General features: G+C 38.5%; 14 protein-coding genes. 8 read left to right on the top strand and 6 right to left on the bottom strand.

Annotated features, from left to right (window positions below; genetic code table 11):
• The first annotated feature begins 118 nt into the window (after positions 1-118).
• From AC559H_RS16530 to AC559H_RS16500, 7 genes are all read left to right on the top strand, one after another.
• The gene (locus AC559H_RS16530; RefSeq protein ID WP_026785229.1) at positions 119-3,478 is read left to right on the top strand and encodes a helicase-related protein; all 3,360 of its coding nucleotides are present in this window, start codon (positions 119-121) and stop codon (positions 3,476-3,478) included.
• Positions 3,479-3,655: 177 nt separating this feature from the next.
• The gene (locus AC559H_RS16525) at positions 3,656-3,901 is read left to right on the top strand and encodes a DUF4258 domain-containing protein (RefSeq protein ID WP_071782636.1); all 246 of its coding nucleotides are present in this window, start codon (positions 3,656-3,658) and stop codon (positions 3,899-3,901) included.
• Positions 3,898-4,098 carry a DUF2283 domain-containing protein gene (locus tag AC559H_RS16520; protein WP_026785230.1) on the top strand — a complete coding sequence of 67 codons (201 nt, stop codon included), beginning with the start codon at positions 3,898-3,900 and terminating at the stop codon, positions 4,096-4,098. Before AC559H_RS16525 ends, AC559H_RS16520 begins: the two co-directional genes overlap by 4 nt.
• A 24-nt stretch (positions 4,099-4,122) precedes the next feature.
• On the top strand, positions 4,123-4,737 hold the full coding sequence (locus AC559H_RS16515; protein ID WP_036831444.1) for a type I restriction endonuclease: 615 nt from the start codon (positions 4,123-4,125) through the stop codon (positions 4,735-4,737).
• Positions 4,738-4,912: 175 nt separating this feature from the next.
• Positions 4,913-8,704, top strand: a complete 3,792-nt coding sequence (locus tag AC559H_RS16510) for an HsdM family class I SAM-dependent methyltransferase (RefSeq protein ID WP_026796050.1) — start codon at positions 4,913-4,915, stop codon at positions 8,702-8,704.
• A gap of 117 nt (positions 8,705-8,821) precedes the next feature.
• Positions 8,822-9,199, top strand: coding sequence for a GxxExxY protein (locus AC559H_RS16505; RefSeq protein ID WP_026796049.1), 378 nt, complete (start codon positions 8,822-8,824; stop codon positions 9,197-9,199).
• 110 nt (positions 9,200-9,309) lie between these two features.
• On the top strand, positions 9,310-9,714 hold the full coding sequence (locus tag AC559H_RS16500; RefSeq protein WP_026785234.1) for an EVE domain-containing protein: 405 nt from the start codon (positions 9,310-9,312) through the stop codon (positions 9,712-9,714).
• Positions 9,715-10,097: 383 nt separating this feature from the next.
• Here AC559H_RS16500 and rpsU read toward each other — a convergent pair whose 3' ends face one another.
• A complete protein-coding gene (gene rpsU, locus AC559H_RS16495; RefSeq protein ID WP_026785235.1) occupies positions 10,098-10,295 on the bottom strand; it encodes a 30S ribosomal protein S21 in 198 nt (65 codons plus the stop codon).
• 376 nt (positions 10,296-10,671) lie between these two features.
• Complete coding sequence (locus AC559H_RS16490) at positions 10,672-11,967, bottom strand: DUF4347 domain-containing protein (protein WP_051319489.1); 1,296 nt, start codon at positions 11,965-11,967, stop codon at positions 10,672-10,674.
• A gap of 379 nt (positions 11,968-12,346) precedes the next feature.
• On the opposite strand from AC559H_RS16490, the gene AC559H_RS16485 reads away from it, so the two are divergent.
• Positions 12,347-14,059, top strand: a complete 1,713-nt coding sequence (locus AC559H_RS16485; protein ID WP_026796048.1) for a sensor histidine kinase — start codon at positions 12,347-12,349, stop codon at positions 14,057-14,059.
• A gap of 69 nt (positions 14,060-14,128) precedes the next feature.
• Here AC559H_RS16485 and AC559H_RS16480 read toward each other — a convergent pair whose 3' ends face one another.
• The 4 genes from AC559H_RS16480 to AC559H_RS16465 all read right to left on the bottom strand — a co-directional run bounded on the left by AC559H_RS16480 (position 14,129) and on the right by AC559H_RS16465 (position 19,048).
• On the bottom strand, positions 14,129-15,598 hold the full coding sequence (locus AC559H_RS16480) for a leucyl aminopeptidase (RefSeq protein WP_026796047.1): 1,470 nt from the start codon (positions 15,596-15,598) through the stop codon (positions 14,129-14,131).
• Positions 15,599-15,730: 132 nt separating this feature from the next.
• On the bottom strand, positions 15,731-16,810 hold the full coding sequence (locus AC559H_RS16475) for a tocopherol cyclase family protein (RefSeq protein ID WP_026796046.1): 1,080 nt from the start codon (positions 16,808-16,810) through the stop codon (positions 15,731-15,733).
• Positions 16,811-17,042: 232 nt separating this feature from the next.
• Positions 17,043-17,429: a hypothetical protein gene (locus AC559H_RS16470; protein WP_026785240.1), complete on the bottom strand. Its 387-nt coding sequence runs from the start codon at positions 17,427-17,429 to the stop codon at positions 17,043-17,045.
• Between the two features lie 215 nt (positions 17,430-17,644).
• Positions 17,645-19,048, bottom strand: coding sequence for a protein adenylyltransferase SelO (locus AC559H_RS16465; RefSeq protein WP_026796045.1), 1,404 nt, complete (start codon positions 19,046-19,048; stop codon positions 17,645-17,647).
• Between the last annotated feature and the right edge of the window lie 114 nt (positions 19,049-19,162).

The following is a 19,162-nucleotide window of genomic DNA, read 5'->3' as shown; positions in this document are numbered from 1 at the left end:
CACCCTGAAACAATTTTAGTGGCGGAGGATGATGAAGATGATCGCCTACTGATGCAAGAAGTCCTAGTGGGACTTAAACAAAAATCAAGCCCAAATCAAGTTTTATAAAGACAGGCTAATGATACTAGACAATGAAAATAGCAATCTGAAAGTTTATGAGTGGATTGTAAAATATACGGAAGAAGGTACTGTAGACATTATTACAGGTTATTTCACCGTCGGAGCTTTAGCTTATCTTTCGCAGCAAATTAATCAGAAAATTGCTAAATTTCGGCTAGTGCTTGGGGATATTGTTAATTTGGATCTGGTGGAAAACCGACCCTTAGATTTGCTCAATGAAAACATTACAATTGAAGCGGCACTTAATCTTAACCGTTTAGCACGGGAAGCCGTGGCTTTTTTAAAGCAGGATAAAGTGAAAGCAAAAACTTTAGAACCCAATTTTTGTCATGCTAAGTGCTATTTATTTAACCCGTCGAAGAATGATGATCGTAATAAATATTTTATTTCGGGTAGCTCCAACCTAACTGAAGCAGGAATTGGCTTAAAACATACAAATAATTTAGAATTAAATATTGCTGAAACTGGTAATAATAACCAATATAAAGAGCTAGTCGAATGGTTTGCAGAACTTTGGAACAAACCACAAGCACATCAAGAAAAAACTCTTATTTTTAAAGATGGTTCGAGGAAAAAAGTTAATTTCAAGCAATATTTAATTGCAGAAATTGAAAAGATATTTATTGAATATACGCCCAGAGATATTTACTACAAAATTTTATTTGAGTTATTTGGTAATCAAATTCTGGAAATCGAGAATGATCCAGAGTTTAATCGTCAAATAGGTCGGTTAGAAAATACCGCTATTTTTCACTCCCTGTATGACTTTCAAAAAAAAGGTGCTCTTAGTTTAATTCGGATGCTTCAGAAATATGATGGGGCAATTTTAGCGGATGCTGTGGGTTTGGGTAAAACTTGGAGTGCTTTGGCGGTGATCAAGTTTTTCCAGATGCAGGGAAGGGAAGTTATATTGCTTTGTCCTAAAAAATTAGAAAGTAACTGGAGACGCTATAAGGAAGATCAGGAATCTAAATTTGAAAGTGATAAACTCAAGTTTTTTATTCGCTTTCATACGGATATGAATAGCGATCGCCTAAATTCCTATAATGATCGCGCTGATAAATTATTTTGTGACGATAAACCTAAGCTAATTGTGATTGATGAAAGTCATAATCTCAGGAATGATAAATCCCAGCGCTATAAATTTTTAGTTGAGCAGATTTTGCGGAAAAATCAAGATATCAAAGTTTTGTTGATATCAGCGACTCCGATCAATAACTCTTTAAATGATGCTAGAAATCAATTTAAGTTAATGGTGCAGGGTAATGTTCATGGGTATGAAACAAAATTGGGTATCAAAAATATTGATTATTCCTTTAAAGAAGCAAAGACAATATTTAATGAATGGCGTAAAGATGACATTCCCAAAATAGGAGACTTTATTAAAAAACTCTCAGGTAATGATTTTTTTAGATTGACGGATTCGTTATTAGTGGCGAGAACTCGCAAGATGGTAGAAAGTCAGCAAACTAATTTAATATTTCCTGTTAAAAATAAGCCTGTAAATTTATTTGTGACACCACACCAACTTGGTAATTTTGAAACCTTTGAAGAATTATTTGACCATTTCCCCCCGATGCTGTCAGGGTATCAACCAGCGTTTTATTTAGATGATAAATCGGGAACAAAAAAGGATGTATTACGCGATGATAAACTACGCGATCGCTTTCTGGTCAAGATGATTTATATTTTGATGGTCAAGCGTTTAGAGTCTTCTTGGTGTTCCTTTTACTCAACGGTTGAGAAAATTAAATATCATCATCAAAATGCTTTAGATAAAATTAAAGATTATCAAACCAACAAGGCAAAAGCAGTATTACTAGAAAATGATGTTCTTGATTTGGATGATGATCAAAATGATGATGATTTTACAGAAGCAGTTGAAGAATATACACTAGGCAAAAAACGTCCGATTAATATTGCTGATATTGATGCTGCTGGTAGTTTGGATAAGTTTAAGGAGGATCTCAAAAAAGATTTGGATGCTCTTGATAATCTTTATGTCAATTTGCAAAAATTTGACGCAAAAATTAATAAAGAGTTAAATAAACCCAATCAAATTAAATCCTGTGATGATAAGTTAGAAGCATTGATCGCTCAGATTATTAAAAAGCGGAAGTTAGGGGCAAATAACCATAATCAAAAAGTGATAATTTTTACGGTTTATCGTGATACGGCGATATATTTATTTGAGCAACTTCAGGCTAGAGGTTTTAACAAAATTGCGATCGCATCGGGTACAAGTTCACAGTCTGATGATAGCGATCGCCCTCAAAAAATGGAAATGATTTTAGAGAGATTTGCGCCCTATACTAAGTTATTTTGTGAAAAGGAATGGAATTTTAGTTCCGAAAAAGAAGGGTTAGAAGCGTTTACAGAGTGGCAAGAATGGATTAAAGAAAATCATCCTGATACTCACCAAAAGCTGAATAAACCCATTGATATTTTGATTGCGACTGATGCTTTGAGTGAGGGACAAAACTTGCAGGATGCTGATATGGTGATTAATTACGATATCCATTGGAATCCGGTAAGAATTATTCAACGGATGGGACGAATTGATCGCTTGGGTAGTCCAAATCAACAAATATTTGGGATTAACTTCTGGCCCTCAGATAAGATTAATTCCTATCTCAATTTGCAAGGAAGAATTGAGCAACGGATGGCGACGATGAAGTTGGCGGGGTCAGAAGTCGATCATCAGTTTTCTGATAGCTTTGCAAAGATGGCTCATGATGAAGATTTTGATCGGAAAATGAATGATCTGATGATGCGACAAATGCAAACTACTTGGGATGATATCGAGGTAAGCGATCAAGGTTTAGGCTTTGATAGTTTGTCTTTGGAGCGCTATCGACAGGATTTACTCGCTGAATTTGACCGCGATAAAGATAAATATCGCCAGATGCCAAAGGGGGTATATACGGGATTTTTGGGAGATGGTAAAATAGGCGATCGTAATGGGATTGTGGCTTTACTTGGTTATCCGGCAAAACCTTCTAAGAAGTTCGATCATCAATATCAAGTTTTTGATTTAATTTATATTAATAAGTCGGGTAACTTAATTTTGAATAATCAAAAGGAGGTTTTAGATTTTCTGACTTTAAATAAGGAGAAAGGACGTTTTGTGCCTGATGCTGTTGATCGGGGTGATGAAAGTGCGATCGCTGAATTAGTAAATGCGCTTAAAGCTTGGTTAAGTAGTCAAATAGATCAGGAGCCGCGAGATTTATTAGCCAAAATCAAAAAAGGTAATAAATCTGCATTGGAAATTGTTAAGCAAAATATTAAGGTTGATGAAAAATTTCAGGTTGATAAGTTTGATTTGGTGGCTTGGGTGTTGGTGAGCGCGGATTAGGGGGGGACTTGAACACGGATTAAGGGGATTACACGGATTTCGCGGATTTTTTGGATTAAGAGTGATTAAGGGATTTTCTTTGTTGAAAGCTATATGATAAAAATAAGTAAAATCTGTGAAATCCTTTAATCTGCATAATCCGCGATTAAGACGTTTTTTTGATAGGAGGCAAAATTTATAGAAAGCTTTAATCTGACTGAACACGCCCGTTATCAAATTCTGAAGCGAAAAATACTAGAATCATGGATAGAACAGACATTGCTATATCCTGAAAGAGTTGAACTTTTAGCTGACATTCATGGGAATACCCATTATTTAAAGCGCATACAGGAATTTGGCGATCGCTGGTTGCGAGTGGTCGTAAATCCCAATGTTGAGCCTAATCGAGTTGTGACCATCTTTTTTGATAGGAGAGTAAAATGAAATTGATTGTTCATAAAGAAGATGATGCTCTGTATTTGAGTTTAGATGATTCAGAAGTTATAGAGTCAGAAGAAGTGAGTGATGGCATTATTCTTGATTACAACGCTGAGGGAAAAATTATTGGGATTGAGTTGCTGTATATCAGTAAGCGTAGTCCTAATTCTTTGCAGAAAATTTTGTTAGAAACGAGTGCTTAACATAAAAAATTTGAGTAAATAGCTATGACTATTGCAGTTACAGAAAATATCCGATCGCTTAATGATGTAGAGACAAAGTTAGGTCTGCGCCGATCGCACGATCCAGACTTCTTTGTGGAATGGCGTGGAGATTTTGCAGAATTAGTTGATACTGAAAAAAACACTCTAGATCGGATCAAACGCTCATATTTACATCATGTTGCTGAAGGCTTTTTGTCTGAGGGGTCAGTAAATTTGTTGATGGTTTCACCATTACTATTTTTGGCAGGTTTTCTGGAATCTCCTTTTAGTTTGCGAAGTGAACAGTCAGTTGAAATTAGCGATCGCAGTGGTAGTGTTACTTATCACGGCAGAATTGATGCTTTAGTTTTGAATAACAATTTATGGATCGTTTTAATTGAGGCAAAGCGTTCTAGTTTTTCGTTTTTAGTGGCATTACCACAGGCTCTTGCCTATATGATGGCAAGTCCAAATGGTGATAAACCAACCTATGCACTCGTCACCAATGGCGATCATTTTATGTTTATTAAGCTGCAACAATCGCAATACGATCTTTCTGATGATTTTTCACTTTTTAAGCGATCACGCAATGAACTCTATTCCGTGTTTCAAATCCTGAAATCCTTTGAGAATCTGTAAATAATGAACCTAACTATCTTTGAACACGGATTAGATGGATTACACGGATTTCGCGGATTTTTTGGATTAAGAGTGATTAATGGATTTTTTTTGTTGAAAGCTATATGATAAAAATAAGTAAAATCTGTGACATCAGTGTAATCTGCATAATCCGTGATTGTGGCTTTGTTTTGATATGAAACTCACTATTTTTAATGAATTAGACTTTTTGCCTGCTTTACGGGCTTTTTTTGCGGAGTTGCAAGTACCGATAAATGCGGTGACGGATAAGCCGATCAATGCTAGAGATATTCTGGGAAATAATTACAAAGATCGCGAACCTTTTGAATTGATTGATGATGTTTATTTTTTGGGGATGGTTGATGATGCTGCGTTTCGGGGTGGTAAGAGTTTAGCGATTGATAAAATTAAGTCGGATTATGATGGGATTATCATTTTTGGGGTGACATTAAATAGGCGCGAGGGTGGTTTATTGCCAACGCGATCGCATTTAGCCGAAATAGCACGGGCTTTTAATCGGGAGTTTTGCTATACGCCTGTCGTAGTAGTGTTTAAGTATGCTGATGCTGATAACAAATATCTGGCGTTTGCTAATACCGAGAGATCGAAGTATAAGCGGAATCAGGAAGGGGAAAAGGCGGGGAAGGTAACGTTGTTAAGGGATGTGAGTATTAGCAATATTCACTCGGCGCATGAAAAAATTATTTTTGGCGATAAGAGTTTTAAGGGTTTAAAGATTGATGCGAGTAAGGTCAATAGTTTTAAAAAGTTGTATGACTATTGGCAAACAGTATTTTCATTACAAGCTTTAAATGATCAGTTTTATGGAGATTTACAAGATTGGTTTTACTATGCCTCACAGCATATAAAGCTTCCTTTCAGACCTAACTATGTGCCAGAAAAGGAGAATATCAAAAACTTTTTGGTGCGGTTGCTGGCGAGAACCATGTTTTGCTGGTTTATCAAGGAGAAAGGACTAATTGAGCCTGAAATTTTAGAGCTTAGAGATTGGGATGGTCGGGTTTTTCCTTTGGTTAAAGATTTTGAGGATGAGAACTTTTTAGAGTCAAATAGCTACTATCGCGGCGTTTTGCAAAATATATTTTTTAATTCGTTGAACCAAAAGGATAAAAAGTCGCTCAAAGATTTTAAATGGACTAAGTATTTACATTCTAACTTTCAGGTTGAATGGTTTACAGAAATTCCATATTTGAATGGTGGTATTTTTGATGATTTGGATGAAGATAATGCGAAGGAAAGTATTGAGGATACGGTGATGCGTGTGCCTAATTTTCTGTTTTATGGGATTGAGACAGAGGAGATTGTGGCTAAGGGTAAGGCTAAAAAGATTGAAGTTAGCAAGGTTTATCATAATGGTTTGAATGGTATTTTCAAATCCTATAAGTTTACCCTGGAAGAAAATACGCCCTATGATGAAGATATTGCCTTAGATCCTGAGTTATTGGGTTTGGTATTTGAGAACCTATTGGCAGAACTCGATCCAAATTTGGAAGAGAATACGATTAAGAGTATCCGTAAGCAGACAGGGAGCTATTACACACCGCGTAAGGTGATTCAGGAAATGGTGAATGAGAGTTTGTTTATCTATTTGAAAAAACATACTGCTCCTGCAAATGTAGAAACTCTCAAAAAGTTGGTTTATGAGAATATCCTAGACAATACGAGTAATGCTTTTTGTGAAGGTGTGGTGAATGGAATTGATCGCTTTAAGGTGCTTGATCCTGCCTGTGGTTCGGGGGCTTTTCCGATGGGTGTGTTACATCGGTTAGTTGATATTTTGAAGCTGGTTGATCCAGATAATTCCAAATGGTTACGGCTAAAGTTACAACCTGTGGATGCTAATTATCGTGATGAGTTTGAGAAGACACTGAAGCAACATTTAGATGATTACAGTCGCAAGTTAGGGATTATTCGTGACAGTATCTATGGCATTGATATTCAGCCTTTGGCGGTACAGATTACCAAGTTACGCTTTTTTATCTCTTTGCTAATTGATCAAAAGGTTGAGAAAGGGATTACACCAATGCCAAATATTGAGACAAAAATTATTTGTGCAAATAGTCTCAAAAATATTCAGCCAGATTTGCTTTCGTTTGGTGCGATTCCCCAGTTAAAAATCGCTAGACTCAAGTATTACAAGCCTGATTTGTCGATTGATGAGAAGCGATCGGTAACTGATGACATTGTGACGGTTTTAGATGGTGCTTTTCCATCGTTTAGTACGGAGATTATGGGTAAGCATATCGCAGGACAGAATCGGGAATTATTGCGCCATTGGTTTACCCATGCGACGGTGGCGGCTCCATTTTTTAATTTAGATTTCTTCTATCCTGAGCTTGAGGGACAGGGTTTTGATTGTGTGATTGGCAATCCGCCCTATGGTGGTACGAAGATTAGTGATGATGTGCGTAAGGATTTGGGAATAGATAGTAAAGATCCCTATGGTGCTTTTATTGCGAGATTTTTGGCAAGTAATAATAAGCAAACGCCGTTAAAGGATGGTGGGGTTTTGGCTTACATTGTCAGTGATACTTTCATGACGATCAAGAGTCATCATGCTTTGCGCCGTCAGATGATGGATAACTACATTCATAAGATGATTCGGGTGCATCCTGATACGTTTAAGGCGACTGTAAATACGGCAATTATTATTTGTGAACGCAATAATTCAAAGTCTTTTAATCGGGATCATGTTTGTCAGATGGTAGATATGACTAATGTGAGTGTTCATGATAGTTATAGTCGGTTTGTGGAGTTGTTGGGACTGGCGCGGGGTGTTGATTTTGGTGAGGTGAAGGAATGTGTGAGTAATGAGGAGTATGGGATTTATTATTATCCGCAGGGTTTGATTCGGACTAATAGTAATTTGCCTTTTTTTGTGGCTAGTCCTAAGTTGTTTGCTTTAATGAATGATAGTAATGATCCGTCTTGTATGCCGAAAACTATTAATCAGGAGATTGGCGGCAAAAGGGTAAAGGTACGCAAGATTGAGATGAATGGGAAAGAGATTCAGGTGGTGAAGTTGGGGGATATTGCGGATGTAAAGCAAGGACTCGCAACTGGTGATAATCAGGCTTATTTATTCCAAAATCCTGATGCAAGGGGTAATTATCGCAGTATCGAAGATTTTAGAGAGTATTTGCTGACTGATGAAGATTTAGACAAGATTAGAAATAATGAGAATTTGCGTTTAGAGGTGATTAATAAAGGTATTTCTAAAGATGATCCTTCAAGTCAAAGATATTTTGGTGGGCGTTATATTGTTCCTTATGATAAAGGTGGTGAGAGTGATTCTGATGGTGGTTGGATGCCTAATTATTTTGTTCCGACTAATTATTTTATTGATTGGAGTGATTGGAGTGTCAATAGAATGAAAATTTACACAATTGCTCAAAGAATTAGAGAGTATGAAGAGAAAAAATCAATAAAATCTAATTACGAAACTACAACCTGTGCTGTTTTTAGAAGTCCTGACAAGTATTTTACTGATTCAATAAGTTTCTCTCGTACTGGTGTTTATAGCCCTACGTTTAGATTAGGTTCAATAGCACCGTTTGATACCGAAGGATCTATGATTTTTCAAGATTTTATTTCTAAAGAACATTTAGCAGGTATTTTGACAACATCTTTAATTAGATATCAAACAAAAAATTTTATTGGTCATACTGTTCACGCACAAGTTGACGAATTAAAAGAAATTAATATTCCTACAACATCATCTGTCAAAATTGAAGACTTAGTAAATCAAATCATTCAACAGCAAAAAATTAATCCGCGTTACGATTATGCCAGTCACGAACAGATAGAAATAGATAAATTAGTCTATGAAGCCTATGGACTTAATGCCGAAGACATTGCCGAAGTTGAAAATTGGTATGCGCGTAGATATCCCAAATTATCGCAAGCGCAAAAAGCCAACCTGCGTAAACTTAACACCACTATTTGAACACGGATTAAGGGGATTACACAGATTGCACGGATTTTTTTAGATTTTTGGAGATTAAATGAATTAAAATCAGCGAAATCAGCGTAATCCGTTAAATCCGTGTTCAGCATTTATATTATGACCTTCAAACACCAAGACATCACCCAAAAAATCATCGGCGCATCCTTTGAAGTTCATAAATTTCTCGGTAACGGCTTTCAAGAAGTAATCTATCAAAGAGCATTAGCCTACGAATTTCATCAAGCAGGATTAACATTTGCCAGAGAAATCGAACAACAAATCTATTACAAAAACCTACCCGAACCAATCGGTACACGCCGCGCTGATTTTGTTGTCGAAGAAAAAGTATTAGTCGAACTAAAAGCCACCAAACAACTAGAAGATGTCCACTTTGCCCAATCCCTAAACTATCTCAAAGTCTATAAACTCGAAGTCGGACTATTAATTAACTTCGGCAGTAAAAGCCTAGAATTTAAACGACTAATACGAACATAAACATCTGAACACGGATTAGACGGATTACGCGGATCTCACAGATTTAGGTTATCTTAAAAATCAGCGTAATCTGCGTAATCCCCTTAATCCGTGTTCAGCATTTAATTAATATGAACTACTGGCTAGTAAAATTCGCACCCTTCCGCTACAGTTGGCAAAAAATCCTACTACATGGCAAATTTGAAATCTATTCCGTCCGCAACCCCCAAGCACGGAATAACCTCAAAGCCATGCAACTAAACGATCAAGTCTTGTTTTACCACAGCCAAGAAGGAAACAGCATCATGGGTAAAATGAAAGTAATCGTCACCGCCCATCAAGACCCAACCACCGATGATCCCAAATGGTTAAGCGTCACCTTTGAGCCAGTAGAAACCTTTGAGAAAGCGATCGCATTAAGCCAGATTAAAGAAATTCCAGAATTAGCAAATATTGGCTTAGTCAAACAGCCAAGACTCGCCATAATGCCATTAACTAAAGCTGAATTTGAGATAATTGTAAATTTAGGAAATTAATAAAGGCTGAACACGGATTAAGGGGATTACACAGATTGCACGGATTTTTTTAGATTTTTGGAGATTAAATGAATTAAAATCAGCGAAATCAGCGTAATCCGTTAAATCCGTGTTCAGAATTTATATTTAATTGCTTTTCGTCTTTTTTCAGCAAGCCCTATTTACTGGTTTGAAATTGTAGAATTACCCGACCGCGCCTCCAGAGAATAACTGCTAGAAATTGACACTCTCAGGTCTGAAGACACTGAGTTTTCAAGCTCCCAGACTTATGTTATAAAAAGCAAAATCCGCGACGTTACTCCCTGCTGCATCCATGAAGCATTAAGCGGGAGTTGGGGCGCGGTAGATACAAAAGCAGTTTTTCGGTCTTAACAAAACTAAAACTATGATGTCCGTTTTTTGCGGAAAGCACGTCTTTGACGTTGATTAGCGATCGCCTTGCGCTTACGCTTCTCTGTAGGGGTTTCAAAGTGACGGTTTTTTCTAACATCCGCCAAAATACCAGCCTTAGAAACTTCCCTCTTAAAACGCCTTAATGCTGACTCTAGCTGTTCATTTTCACCCAGAATAACTTGGGTCATGTCCTCTCCTTAAATGGTCTACAACAACATTTGAAAATCTTTTGTGGGATTATTCCCCTTCATGCAATATTACAACAATGGGTAATATCTAGTCCATGTTGTAATGGCTACAAAGCGGATAATATATTAGGTTCGGTGAACCTAGCAACTCAAGTTTAGCGGCTCGCCGAACGTAGAATTCCAGTTGCAATAGACAGAAATAGCAAAATCCAAATCACATAACCCGGGATAAACGCTAAAACAGATAGACCCCTGAGCGTCCATAACAAGACCAGTAGACCCGTTATAGACGCAAATAGGTAGGAAAAAATTAACTTTTGGGAATTAGGAGATCGAGTCACAAATAGTACAGACTTGAAGACGCTACGGATCTAGCTTAACCTAAGACCTGGAAGCTATTAGAAATAATTAAATTAGCCTGTACACCCGCCAGACGCACTAGGGGCTGATCTCCAAGATTAATTAAGGTAGAAGTTCCCTCTTGGATAATAGTCAGTTGGTTTAAGGTTAAGCCATTTGCCAAAACCAAGAAATCTTCTCCCACACGGAAATCCGTAATCTGGTCAAAACCAGTACCAGCACCGATGACAAAATAATCTTTACCTGTACCTCCGGTGATCAAATCATCACCGAGATCCCCAAATAACCAATCATCCCCAGCCCCGCCGTTCAAGGTATCGTTTTGTTGTCCACTGTAGAGGGTATCATTGTCATCACCGCCACAGAGTAGATTTTCTCCCTCATTAGCTAAGAGCAGGTCATTGCCCGCACCGCCACTGAGTTGATCTAGGTCGGAACTATTACCCACGACATTATGGCTTCCCACACCCCCATAGATCGTGTCATCCCCATTGCCACCGCAGAGGATATCCGTGCCTTGGTCACCAAACAGGAGATCATTTCCCGCATCTCCATACAGGACATCATCCTGTTCACCACCATAGACATTATCGTTACCCTCACCCCCCATCAGGGTGTCGTTGTTGCGGTTGCCATAGTAATCCATTGTGTAGGTTGTGGTGGCGTTGGCGGGAATAGCATCAATCGGAGCGCCTAGAGCATCGTAGTTCTTAATCGTACCATTAGTAGGAGGGATAGTGGGAATGGTTACACCAAAATTAGTCGCTGCTAGAGGTAATAAAATACCCTGGTAATTTCTGATCGCATTTTGACTAAAAGCTAAAGCAGTTTCAATATTTCCGGTTTGAACTTCTAACGCCCAGTTTCCTCCTAATGCTGCATTTCCGGTTAAGTCATTAGAAGCTGCAATATCAGCCCCAGTTAGTTGGGATAAATTTGTAACGAAGGATTGTCCTAAACTTCCAGACGCAACATTACATCCATATAATAAAATATCCGCATTTTCTGTTAAGCTGGCTTGCCATTGGGAGAGTTGGGTTGAATATTGGTCGAGATTATTAGCATTAATAACAGTTGTCCCTAACTGTAAACTTCCACTTTCACCGTGAGAAATAATATGGAGGGCATCAATATCTTTTTGTGTAGAAAGAATAGAACTAATTTGAGCGATTCCATCTTGATTAGGATCGAGTATAATAACTTCTGCGTTTGGGTCAACGCCTTGCAATAATGTTTCATAGTTTTCGACACTAGAATCAATAACTACGACAGTTTTCACTTGATCTTGAATATAATTATGGTTAGATGACATATCCTGATTTTCCTTGGTTTGGCTTTTGTTTCAACAAATGTATGGGCTAGTTGAAACTTAGATTGAAATTTACACTAAAAAAAACTGATGCAATACCGACGACTCTGAATGAATAGCGTGTATCATAAACTGCACTATCCTCTCAGTGTAAACCCATAGATTAGATTTATTCATTAAGTTTGTACCAGATCTGAAATTGTCATACTTACAATTGACAAAAGGTTAAACAATGCTATAATTGACAGCCTTATTAATCAAAAACCTAAAAACTTCCACCCAAATCAAAGATGAGGTAATCAGCCAATGTATAGTTAAAGAATATCTTTGCAACCTAGCATAGAATTAGTATTGAACTTCCAGGCTAAGAGCGACCTCACGGATGCCTCCAATTTCGTCTCAACATAACTTAACTAAAAGTAAAATTTCTCCTGGCATTGTCCTGTATATGTTTAATCGTTTAAGCATTCGGCAAAAAATTGGCTGGGGTTATGGGGTGGTAATCGGGGTCGTCCTTGTGGGTCTGACCTCTGCCTTCTTGGTGGCGACCTATTCGGTGCGACCTTTGCGTGCCCAATTAGAAATTGACCAACAAAAGGCAAAAGTTCTCGATGGACTCAGCCAAAGTCTACTCCAGTTAAAGCATAATCAGGATAATCTAGCGCAGTTTTTTAGCGATACCAAGGATATAGAAAAAATTGAACGGGGAGTTTCCGCCCTGCGTTCAAATATCTTTGTGATGAATAATGAATTGCAACAACTCCAAGATATTCCTGAAACAATGGATGTTACAATTCAACAGGATTATCAAGCCCTACAGGACTTAACTCAACGCTATAAAGAACAGTTGACTAGCTATTCAGAACAGTTTGAAACTCTGATTCAAACTACGGAAAAACCGAATTTGAATCCTCAAATTTTGCAGTCGGTTCAAAAATCTTTGATTAACCTGAATCGGACAACCGGAATTATTCAAGTTTATCCGGTTTATGCTGAAACAACTCAACTGGAAAATAGATTCAGAAAGCGGGCTGAAACTGCTCTAAAAGATTATGAAAAAATCCAATCTTTAGGCAATAAAGTTATGATAATAACTTTATTTTTATCTACTGGTTTAGCAATAATCTTTGCAATTTTTACGGGTAATATGATTGCAACTCCCCTGGATATTATGATTAAAGTTGCAGAACAGGTGAGTGAGGAATCGGATTTTGCCCTACAAGCACCCGTTACCAGTTCCGATGAAATTGGGGTATTAACTGAATCTTTAAATCATCTAATTCAACGGGTGGCTGAATATACGGAAGAATTACAGAAAGCGAAAATTATAGCCGAAGCTGCTAACCGTTCTAAGAGTGTGTTTTTAGCGAATATGAGTCATGAACTTCGCACGCCGTTAAATGCGATTATTGGCTATAGTGAAATGCTCCATGATGAATCGGAAGATTTAGGCTATACGGACTTTTTACCCGACCTAGAACGGATTCAAACTGCGGGAAAACATCTGCGGGATATGATTAGTGATATTTTAGATATTTCTAAAATTGAGGCGGGTCATGTTACTCTCTATTTAGAAAATTTCCCTGTTGATCAACTCATAGAAGATGTGATTACTACCGCTACACCTTTAGCAGAAAAAAATAATAATGTTTTGAAGGTCAAGACCAAAGCGAATATTGGAACTATGTATGCCGATATGCCAAAAGTTCGACAAATTCTGTTAAATCTACTCAGCAATGCTTCTAAATTTACCGAAAAAGGAACGATTTATTTAATTGCTGAACGTACCCAAGAAAAACCCCCGATTCCAGAAGATGATGAATTTATGTATACAATGGTTGCTAATTCGTCTCAATATTTAGTATTCCGGGTTAAAGATTCGGGAATTGGGATGACTGAAGAGCAATTACAACATATTTTTAAACCCTTTATTCAAGCGGATGTTTCGACAACTAAACGGTTTGGTGGGACTGGGTTGGGACTGGCAATTAGTCAGCGTTTATGTCAAATTCTCGGAGGCGTGATTACGGTGGAAAGTCAAATGGATAAGGGTTCTATTTTTAGTGTTTGGCTTCCAGTTCATGTTAAAGGATAGGGAATGGGTAATAGGTAGGGGAATGATCCAAATTCCGATTCCCCCTTCCCGATGCTGCTAGGAGATCAACTAACTCAACACCCAATTCACTAGCATTCGCACCCCATAACCCGTTGCTCCGGCGTTATTATAACCGTTGTCTTTATCAGCCCAAACCGGGCCAGCAACATCTAAATGGGCCCAGGGAGTTTTTTCCACAAATTGCTTCAGGAATAAGGTGGCTGTGATTGACCCTCCAGCCCTTGGCCCGGTATTTTTCATGTCGGCGTGGATGGCTTTTAAACCTTCAAAATATTTGTCTTCTAAGGGCATCCGCCAGAGTTTTTCCCCTGATGTTTTGGAGGCGGTTTCTAACTCGATTGCTAACTGATCATCGGGACTCCATAACCCGGCAATATCATCTCCTAAAGCAACCACACAGGCGCCAGTTAAGGTGGCTAAATCAATCATCGCATCTAACCCTAATTTATCAGCAAAAACCAGGGCATCAGCTAGGGTTAATCGTCCTTCGGCGTCGGTATTATTAACTTCAATGGTTTTCCCATTAGATGCTGTTAGAAAGTCCCCTGGGTGCATGGCGCGGCCGCTAATCATATTTTCCGTCACCGCACTAATAAAATGCACTTCTACGTCCGGTTTTAATTGACTAATAGCTTTAGCCGCCCCAAAGGTTGCCCCTGCGCCTCCCATATCGACTTTCATCATTTCAATCCCGCCACCTGTGGGTTTAATATTTAACCCACCGGAATCAAAGGTTAAGCCTTTACCAATAATGGCTAATTTGCGGCGAGGAGTGACTGAAGGATGATAGATTAAATGAATAAATTTAGGCGGTAAATCCGAGGCTTGGGCTACTCCTAAAAAAGCCCCCATCCCCAATTTTTCGCAGTCTTCTTTTTCCAAAATATTCAATTCTAAGCCGTATTCTTTAGCTAGGGATTGAGCCATTTCTGCCATTGTAATTGGGGTGACTTCATTGGCGGGGGCGGCGACTAATTCCCTGGCTAAAATTACCCCGGAACAGATTTGTTTAGCCCGGGTAATGGCGGATTCTGTGCCGGGTAAACCTAATAATTCAATCTGTTCAATTCCGTGACCCTTATCATCGGTTTCTGACTTAAATCTGGTATCTTGATAGAGGGCTAATTCTATGCCTTCGGTAATAGCTTGGGCGGTGGTTTCTGGAGTTTCAAAAATTGGTAAGCTCACCCCAAGACTTTTGCCTTTCAGGGATTTTGCGGTTTTAGCAATATTGGCGGCGGCGCGGCGTAAGCTGTCTAATTTGAGAGCATCGGATTTACCTAAACCGACTAAAATCACTTTGCGAATGGGACTATTTCCCCCCACGCGAGTTGAAATATTGCTATCTGCTTTTCCCTTAAATTCGGTTTCTGTGATTAATTCTTTTAGAGTTCCGGCTAGTTTATCATCTAAGGTGGCTAAGTCCCCGGTTAATTCTATCTGGTCTTCAAATAAACCCAGGGCGAGGATGTCTCCCGACCAGTTTAAGGAGGATGTGTTGGTGGCTGTAAATTCCATTGTTGTTTGTGTCTGAGTTACTGTAAAAAGTATAAACTGTTTTCGAGTTCAGGAATTAGGGAAAATTTCATGGTGTGACTTCGTTGATACATGGCTTTGAAAAATTTTAATTCGGTGATGTTGAAATATAATTTATTTTTTCCAGGTTTCTTGCCATAAATCCCCCCCGACTTCGACTCCACCCAGGGAACTGGTGGCTTCTAGGATTATACTATTTCCTGCTTTTAATTGCAAGTGAATTTTCCCCTGCATGGTATCTCGACAACGAAAGATTAATCCGGCTTGGGTGGGTGCTCTTAATAAAGTTCCTGGGTGTTCGGTGGTAGCGGTCAAACAGACTTCATATTCGTTATTTTTAGCTGTCATTTGCCATTTTCCCCAGGGTTCGATTTGCCAACTAACTTCCGAATTCCAAGGCACAAATTCATAGAATTTTCCCTGATAATGAATTGCAATTAAAGCTACGGATTCTGACCAGAATAACACATCTCTGATCCCGCCTCCGGCCGTTAATGCTAAATCTGTTTCTCCATCAAAACTATTACAATTTACCCAAAACCATTGTTTAGGAAAACTCCCGCCCCAATTTTTTTCGCCATAGGCGGGGGCGTTTTCAAATTGATAAATTTGACCATTCCAATCAATCCAACCTGTGGCTAAACCATGGGCCATTAAAATTTGCCATCCTGGTTCAAATATAGGTAGAAAAGACAACCATCCGGCGGTCGATTGTTGCGGTTGATTGGGATTTCCCCAGCCATAAATCGGTTGAATATTATATTGCCAATTACAATATTGAGAACTGCCCGAATCGGCTAATTTTCCTTGATGTAAGGTGGCTGTTCCTTGATAGCCTTGTTGAATCGAATTTTCAAAAATTGTGGGTTCTAAATAGCCAGGAATGGCAGTTAAATCGGTTTTTCCCCAATGTCCTAAACCGAGTTGATCGGAGGTTGCCCAAAAGGTTTTAACGTCGGGAAAGGTGCGACATAAATACCCATCATCGGGCCCTAAAATTTGGGCTCCGCCTCCACTTTGGGGTTGATTTCCGATGGGATCTTCGATAGAATACATGAAGGCAAAGGTCTGTTTTTCTTGAGGTAATGTGACTCGATAGTACCAGCCTTCAAAAAAACGGCGATCGCTTCCATCCCAATGATACCCACTATGGGGGGTTTGTAAAGGGTTTTGTTGACGATTAAAATTAAACATCAAAATCCTCAAAAATAAACAAAAATTAAAATCGTAGTGAGTCCTTTAGGACTCTCTTAATATTAGATTAAGATAGCCCTAAAGGGCTTACTATCGTAGTGAGTCCTTTAGGACTCTCTTAATATTAGATTAAGATAGCCCTAAAGGGCTTACTACGGTTTGTAATGAGTCCTTTAGGACTCTCTTAAATATTGGATTAAGATAGCCCTAAAGGGCTTACTACGGTTTGTTGTCAACTCCCTTTCGAGGCTTTAATATTAGGTACAGCAGAGCCATAATTAACTCGACAACCCAAATTAAATAAACTAGAACTACATTCTAACGGGACAACTTGATCACCTAATAAGGCGCTACAGCTAACATAATTATCATTATTACTATCTTTCAAAACACATTCAATTGGTCTAGCACCGGAACTACTTGTCCACATTTTCATTCCCATTTCTGCTATAATATGTTGATAAAAGAAGGCGAAAATTGCTCCTCCTAAAAGCACAATTCCTAGTAGGGTGATTCTGACTTTCCAATTACTCAGAATTTTACCGATAAATCCTTTAATACTGTCTAGGATGGATGTTGTTATCGGCGTGGGTGTATCCGTGGGTTGATTTTCTGTCATCAGATTTTTCCTTTAAAATAATTGCTGCTGGGGTTAAGCCCAATTTCAGGTTAACGCCCAGAGTATTACTTCTATATTTTAACTGAATTTACTGAAAATTAGATTCGATCTGGCTAAATCTCCCTGAAGATGTAGGGTAAGGGAAGATATAGGGCGCTGAGATAGTATCAATAAATCTCCTGTTTAAGATTTTATAGCCCTTAATTAAGACTTTGCTATTCTGTTTGAATTTGTGTTAATAAATTATAAAAAGGTTGCCAATTATCTTCAAGGCTAATCTGTTCCCAGACTGCTTCAATTTCAGGACGAATAATCACCACTTGAGGATTATAATAGTTTAATCTTTGTTGAATTTCATTGAGTTCGGGATTAGACAAGGTTTGTAAATGATGATAATATTGTTGTCTCCAAGCGTCTAAATATTCCATGGGTTCAGCATCTTTTAAAATATTCTGAGGTTGGTCTTGCCATTGCTGACAAAATTGTTCTCGCAGTTGTATAAAAAAGTCGGGATAGCTAATTCGATTATTTTTGAGTAAATTAATTGTAATTTGCAATAATTCCTCTGCTTCTGGGGTGGGAAGTTGTTCAAATCCTAAACGATTAATCATCCGTTGACGATAGAATTCTCGATAATAGTTTTGAAAAGGGTCTAACCCAGCTTTAAGTTCTTCTAAAGGTATAACTAAGGATAACGGTTTTTGTAATAATTCTAGGTTTCCTTCACAAATAAAGGGCTGATTTCCATAACAATATAACTTTCCATAATCAAAATAGGCGGCGGTGAATTGTGGGTTATAATCGGGCATAAAGGCGTAGGGGCCATAATCGAAACTTTCCCCGGTAATTGACATATTATCGGTGTTTAAAACCCCGTGACAAAACCCGGAAGCCATCCATTGGGCGGCTAATTCTGCAACTCTTTTCACTAATTCTGTGTAAAATAAAATATAGCGATCGCTCTCTAATTTTATGCTAGAATAATAATAGGTAATAACGTGATCTAATAGAATTTCAATCAGATCTTTTCGTTTAAAATAGTGTAGTCGTTCAAAGGTTCCGAAGCGAATATGCGAGCGACTAAATCGGATCATCACGGAAGAACGGGTGGGGGAAGGTTCATCTCCTCGCCACAGTTGTTCCCCGGTTTCAATTAAGCTTAAACACCGAGAGGTTTTGACTCGCATTCGATGCAACATTTCGGCGGCTAAAACTTCCCGCACGCCACCTTTTAAGGTTAATCTACCGTCGGCATTTCGAGAGTAGGGGGTTCTTCCCGATCCTTTTGTCCCGAAATCGTATAATTCCCCGTCTATTCCTCGCACTTGGCCATACAAAAACCCCCGTCCGTCACCCAAATAGGGGTTATATTCCCCAAACTGATAGCCGTGGTAACGCATGGCCAACAACGGACGCACGGATTCAAATTTGCCAAAGGCTTCGATAAAATGTTCGTCGGTAACGGTTTCGGGGTTGAGTCCTAACTGGGTTAATACGGAATTATTGCGGAACCGGAGTTGGTGCATCGGGAACTCCGCAGCCGTGACAATATCGGAGTAGTCACCGCCTAACGCCTCAAATGCGGGTTCATAGTCGAGGTGCAGGAACGGATTAGACATAAAATCCCTAATGATAGTCTATTGACAATATTACCCCTATTTTGCAAAATTGTCAATTTCTGAGGGGAAAAATCTTAGATTAGGGATTAAGAAGCAAGGGATAAATGCTATTAT

Origin of the sequence: Planktothrix prolifica NIVA-CYA 540 (genome assembly GCF_963864145.1) — a bacterium.
GTDB lineage: Bacteria > Cyanobacteriota > Cyanobacteriia > Cyanobacteriales > Microcoleaceae > Planktothrix > Planktothrix agardhii.
Note: the sequence above shows the minus strand (reverse complement) of the source record. Positions and strands in the feature narration are given on the sequence as shown.

Excerpts from the sequence above, each read along its gene's own strand:
- AC559H_RS16475 (WP_026796046.1), bottom strand. The coding sequence starts at position 16,810 with ATGTTTAATTTTAATCGTCAACAAAACCCTTTACAAACCCCCCATAGT.
- AC559H_RS16490 (WP_051319489.1), bottom strand. The coding sequence starts at position 11,967 with ATGTCATCTAACCATAATTATATTCAAGATCAAGTGAAAACTGTCGTA.
- AC559H_RS16480 (WP_026796047.1), bottom strand. The coding sequence starts at position 15,598 with ATGGAATTTACAGCCACCAACACATCCTCCTTAAACTGGTCGGGAGAC.
- AC559H_RS16530 (WP_026785229.1), top strand. The coding sequence starts at position 119 with ATGATACTAGACAATGAAAATAGCAATCTGAAAGTTTATGAGTGGATT.
- AC559H_RS16500 (WP_026785234.1), top strand. The coding sequence starts at position 9,310 with ATGAACTACTGGCTAGTAAAATTCGCACCCTTCCGCTACAGTTGGCAA.
- AC559H_RS16505 (WP_026796049.1), top strand. The coding sequence starts at position 8,822 with ATGACCTTCAAACACCAAGACATCACCCAAAAAATCATCGGCGCATCC.
- AC559H_RS16485 (WP_026796048.1), top strand. The coding sequence starts at position 12,347 with ATGCCTCCAATTTCGTCTCAACATAACTTAACTAAAAGTAAAATTTCT.
- AC559H_RS16510 (WP_026796050.1), top strand. The coding sequence starts at position 4,913 with ATGAAACTCACTATTTTTAATGAATTAGACTTTTTGCCTGCTTTACGG.
- AC559H_RS16515 (WP_036831444.1), top strand. The coding sequence starts at position 4,123 with ATGACTATTGCAGTTACAGAAAATATCCGATCGCTTAATGATGTAGAG.
- AC559H_RS16470 (WP_026785240.1), bottom strand. The coding sequence starts at position 17,429 with ATGACAGAAAATCAACCCACGGATACACCCACGCCGATAACAACATCC.
- AC559H_RS16465 (WP_026796045.1), bottom strand. The coding sequence starts at position 19,048 with ATGTCTAATCCGTTCCTGCACCTCGACTATGAACCCGCATTTGAGGCG.
- AC559H_RS16520 (WP_026785230.1), top strand. The coding sequence starts at position 3,898 with ATGAAATTGATTGTTCATAAAGAAGATGATGCTCTGTATTTGAGTTTA.
- rpsU (WP_026785235.1), bottom strand. The coding sequence starts at position 10,295 with ATGACCCAAGTTATTCTGGGTGAAAATGAACAGCTAGAGTCAGCATTA.